The following is a 3,458-nucleotide window of genomic DNA, read 5'->3' on the forward strand; positions in this document are numbered from 1 at the left end:
CCCCATTGCCATTTTGTTCCGTTGGATGATTCTGCTCGTTCAGAGTGGACTGATTCGATGCGCGAGATCATTTTCGATACCGAAACCACCGGCCTCGACATGCGCGAAGACCGCATCATCGAGCTCGGCGGCGTCGAGTTGGTCAACCGCTTCCCGACCGGCCGCACCTTCCACAGATTCATCAACCCGCAGGGGCGGGCGGTTCATGCCGAGGCGCAGGCCGTGCACGGCATCAGCGCCGCCGACCTGGTCGGCAAGCCGATCTTTTCGGAGATCGCCGAGGAGTGGCTGGCCTTCACCGACGGCGCCAAGCTGATCGCCCACAACGCCAATTTCGACATCGGCTTCCTCAATCTCGAATTCGGCCGGCTCGGCCATCCCGTCATCGATGTCGGCCGCGTCGTCGACACGCTGGCGCTGGCGCGCCGCAAGCACCCGATGGGTCCGAACTCGCTGGACGCGCTCTGCCGCCGCTACGGCATCGACAACACCCACCGCACCAAGCACGGCGCGCTGCTCGATTCCGAATTGCTGGCCGAGGTCTATATCGAGCTCATCGGCGGCAAGCAGGCGGCGCTGATCCTCGATGCGGTGGCGGTGCAGATGAACGGCGCCGGCGAGGTGGCCGACATCGACATCTCCATCGGCGCGCGGCCGATTGCGCTCCCGCCGCGCCTCACCGAGGCCGAGCGCGCCGCGCATGCCGGCCTGGTGCGCACGCTCGGCGAAAAGGCGCTGTGGCTGAAGGTGGAAGCCGAAGCCGGGGCGGCACAGAACTAACACCGTCCCGCCGGCATCTCATGCAAAAAGCCCGGCGCGAGGCCGGGCTTTTCGACACCTAATGAAGAGCGGATCAGCTCACCTGAACCTTGGCAGCCGCCTGGTCCTCGGCCAGCTTCTGCTGGAACATCTGCGCGAAATCGATCGGGTCGAGCATCAGCGGCGGGAAGCCGCCATTGCGCGTCGCCTCGGCGATGATCTGGCGGGCGAAGGGGAACAGCAGCCGCGGGCATTCGATGAAGAGGATCGGCAGCATGTGCTCCTGCGGGAAGCCGCTGATGGCGAAGACGCCGCCATAGACCAGCTCGACGTTGAACAGCACTTCCTGGTCGAAGGAAGCCTTGGCGTTCAGCGTCAGGTTGACGTCGAACTGCTTGTCCGAGAGCGGATTGGCGTTGACGTTGACATTGATGGCGATGCCGGGAGCCTTGTCGCGGCCGCGCAGCGAATTCGGCGCGCCGGGGCTCTCGAAGGACAGATCCTTCACATACTGGGCGAGCACGTTGAGTGTCGGCTGCGCGTTGCCGTTGCCGTTGGCGGCGCCGGTCGGCGCGTCGTCTTTGCTGGCCATGAGCCTTTGTCCTTTTGCCTGGGCAGCCTTGCTGACCGGATTGAAACCGGGCGTTCGCTACCATGGTCGGCATGACAAGACAAGGTTTGCCGCCTCAGCGCGGGATCACAGTTGTTGCCTATCTCTGTCGCAGATTCCTGCCGGCGAACCTTGAGACACTTGACCGGAAATTGCCTAGTCGTCCTTGAGGCGGCGCCAGGGCGAATTGTGGTCGGGCCCGCGCGTATAATCGTCGGCGCGCGAATAGTCGCTGTCGTCGAGATCGATTGTCTTGCCGCGCGGCCGTGCCTGGAAGCCGGCGCTGAAGCTGGTCGCCAGCACTATGCGGCTTTTCAGCATCCGCCAGGCGAGTTCGCGCACCGGCGGCAGAAGCAACAGGATGGCGAGGATGTCGGTGATGAAACCGGGAATGATCAGAAGGATCGCCGCCAGCACGATCATCGCGCCATGCGCTAGCTGGCTGCTCGGATCGCGCCCGGCATCCATCTCGGCCCGCACCCGCGTCATCACGCCAAAACCCTGGTGCCGCAAAAGCAGGCTGCCGGCGATCGACGAGGCCAGCACCAGGCCAACCGTCGCCAAGGCGCCGATCTGGCGGCCGACGACGACGAAGCCGGCGATCTCCAGCAGCGGCAGCGCGAGGACGAACAATGGGAGCAGTGAAATACGCAATTCCTGGCCGATCGTTTCCGTGTTTTCCCGTCCAGCGTGCAATCGCCGCTGGCACCGGACCCGTTAGATAGGTATGCCTGCCTTTGATTTGAATGATTGCGCCTAGCGTTCTATATGCTTTGGGTGTTGAACGCTATGCGACCGCGGCCTGATGCTGGCCGGCGGTCCGGCCAGGACAGGGATCGAATTGGCGGAAGATATGGGTTTCTTCGACTTCGGCACGATTTTCTTTCTGATTGCGGCGGTTGTGATCTTTTTCCAGCTGCGCAACGTGCTGGGCCGTCGCACGGGCAGCGAGCGCCCGCCCTTCGACCCCTATTCGGCGAGCCGCACGCGCGAGCAGCAGGAGGCCGGCCAGAAATCGGAGAATGTGGTTTCGCTGCCGCGAAAGCGGGCGCCGGGGGAACCGGCCGCCGACGCCTATGCCGAGATCGATGCCTTCGCCAGGCCCGACACCGATCTCAACAAGGGTCTGAGGACGATCAAGGACAACGACCCGTCTTTCGATCCGAAGGGCTTTGTCGACGGCGCCAAGATGGCCTACGAGATGATCGTCATGGCCTATGCCGACGGCGACCGAAAGACGCTGAAGAACCTTCTCTCGCGCGAGGTCTTTGACGGCTTCGTCGCCGCGATCGGGGATCGCGAGGCAAAGTCGGAGAAGATCCAGTCCTCCTTCGTCGGCATCGACAAGGCCGATATCGTCGCCGCCGAGATGAAGGGCGGCGAAGCGCACATCACGCTGCGCATCGTCAGCGAGCTGATTTCGGCGACCCGCGACAAGGCCGGCGCCGTCATCGACGGCGACCCCGAAACCGTCGCCGAGGTCAAGGACGTCTGGACCTTCGCCCGCGACACGCGCTCGCGCGATCCGAACTGGAAGCTCGTCGCTACCGAAGAAGAAGATTGAGCCCGGGCGGCGGCGGTGTCGCTCTCTTCCCTTTTCAGCGAAAAATCCTTTGGCGAGCTGCCCGGTTGGGATGAGGACGACCACCGCGCTGCCTATGCCGCCTTTCGCCGCTCGGCCTTCCATGTCCTGACCAAACCCTATCGCACGGGCTCGCTTGGCGTCGGCTTCGAGGCCTTTGCCGAAGCCTATCGGGAGGCGCGTGCCGTTTCGTTGCCGAATCGAGCGCAGGCCCGGGCCTTCTTCGAGCGCCATTTCGTTCCCACTCATGTCACCGCCGAAACCGGCGGCGCCGGTCTCGTCACCGGCTTCTATGAGCCGGAGGCCGAGGCCTCGCCGGTACGGACGGACCGCTTCACGGTGCCGCTGCTTTCACGCCCGGCCGATCTGGTCGATGTCGACGACGCCAATCGGCCATCCGGCATGGATCCCTATCTCGCTTTCGCGCGCCCGGCGCCGAACGGATTGGCCGAATATTTCGACCGCGGCGCCATCGAGCGCGGCGCGCTCGCCGGCAAGGGGCTGGAG

Annotated in this window: 5 protein-coding genes; 3 read left to right on the top strand and 2 right to left on the bottom strand. The window is 64.3% G+C overall.

What is annotated here, in order from left to right; genetic code table 11:
* Positions 1-57: 57 nt before the first annotated feature.
* Positions 58-780 carry a DNA polymerase III subunit epsilon gene (gene dnaQ / locus EN745_RS32080; RefSeq protein WP_127423103.1) on the top strand — a complete coding sequence of 241 codons (723 nt, stop codon included), beginning with the start codon at positions 58-60 and terminating at the stop codon, positions 778-780.
* A 73-nt stretch (positions 781-853) separates the two neighbouring features.
* Here dnaQ and secB read toward each other — a convergent pair whose 3' ends face one another.
* Together secB and EN745_RS32090 are read right to left on the bottom strand one after the other, a co-directional pair.
* Positions 854-1,351, bottom strand: coding sequence for a protein-export chaperone SecB (gene secB, locus EN745_RS32085; protein WP_126057318.1), 498 nt, complete (start codon positions 1,349-1,351; stop codon positions 854-856).
* Positions 1,352-1,525: 174 nt separating this feature from the next.
* Positions 1,526-2,023, bottom strand: a complete 498-nt coding sequence (locus EN745_RS32090; RefSeq protein ID WP_127423104.1) for an FxsA family protein — start codon at positions 2,021-2,023, stop codon at positions 1,526-1,528.
* A gap of 199 nt (positions 2,024-2,222) precedes the next feature.
* On the opposite strand from EN745_RS32090, the gene EN745_RS32095 reads away from it, so the two are divergent.
* Positions 2,223-2,933 (top strand): Tim44/TimA family putative adaptor protein, encoded by a 711-nt coding sequence (locus tag EN745_RS32095; RefSeq protein ID WP_126057316.1) that lies wholly within the window; start codon positions 2,223-2,225, stop codon positions 2,931-2,933.
* A 15-nt stretch (positions 2,934-2,948) separates the two neighbouring features.
* A partial coding sequence (locus EN745_RS32100) for an MltA domain-containing protein (RefSeq protein ID WP_189363230.1) occupies positions 2,949-3,458 on the top strand: 510 nt, incomplete at its 3' end.

This window comes from Mesorhizobium sp. M4A.F.Ca.ET.022.05.2.1 (genome assembly GCF_003998845.1).
Lineage (GTDB): Bacteria > Pseudomonadota > Alphaproteobacteria > Rhizobiales > Rhizobiaceae > Mesorhizobium.